This window comes from Pseudomonas sp. PME37.24/006 (assembly GCF_055556635.1).
This window is the reverse complement of record NZ_JBVHNL010000218.1, coordinates 1-254: the sequence shown is the minus strand read 5'-3', so window position 1 is coordinate 254 and position 254 is coordinate 1. Positions and strand designations below refer to the sequence as shown.

At 74.8% G+C, this 254-nt stretch carries 1 protein-coding gene; it reads right to left on the bottom strand.

The window, feature by feature from the left end:
* Window positions 1-254: hypothetical protein (locus ACZ3GY_RS24475; protein ID WP_465912391.1), on the bottom strand; the 254-nt coding region annotated here is incomplete at both ends.

Genomic DNA, 254 nt, shown 5'->3' with positions numbered 1-254 from the left:
ACGCGCGCGGAGCGTTGCGGAAGGCGGCGACGAGGAACCCGAAGAACATGCGCAGCGCCTCGAGCGGTCCCACCCGCTGCGCCGCCGCGGGGACGTGACGCTCCCGACCGCTGCGCAGCACGCCCGCATTCACCCGCCAGAACGCCTCCGACATGGTGCCCGTGGCGAGCGCCACGTCCTCGACGTACTCCGCTCCGCCCGCGACGCGCGGCAAGGGCATCCCCGCGCGGGTCGACAGCACCGCCTCCCGGAGA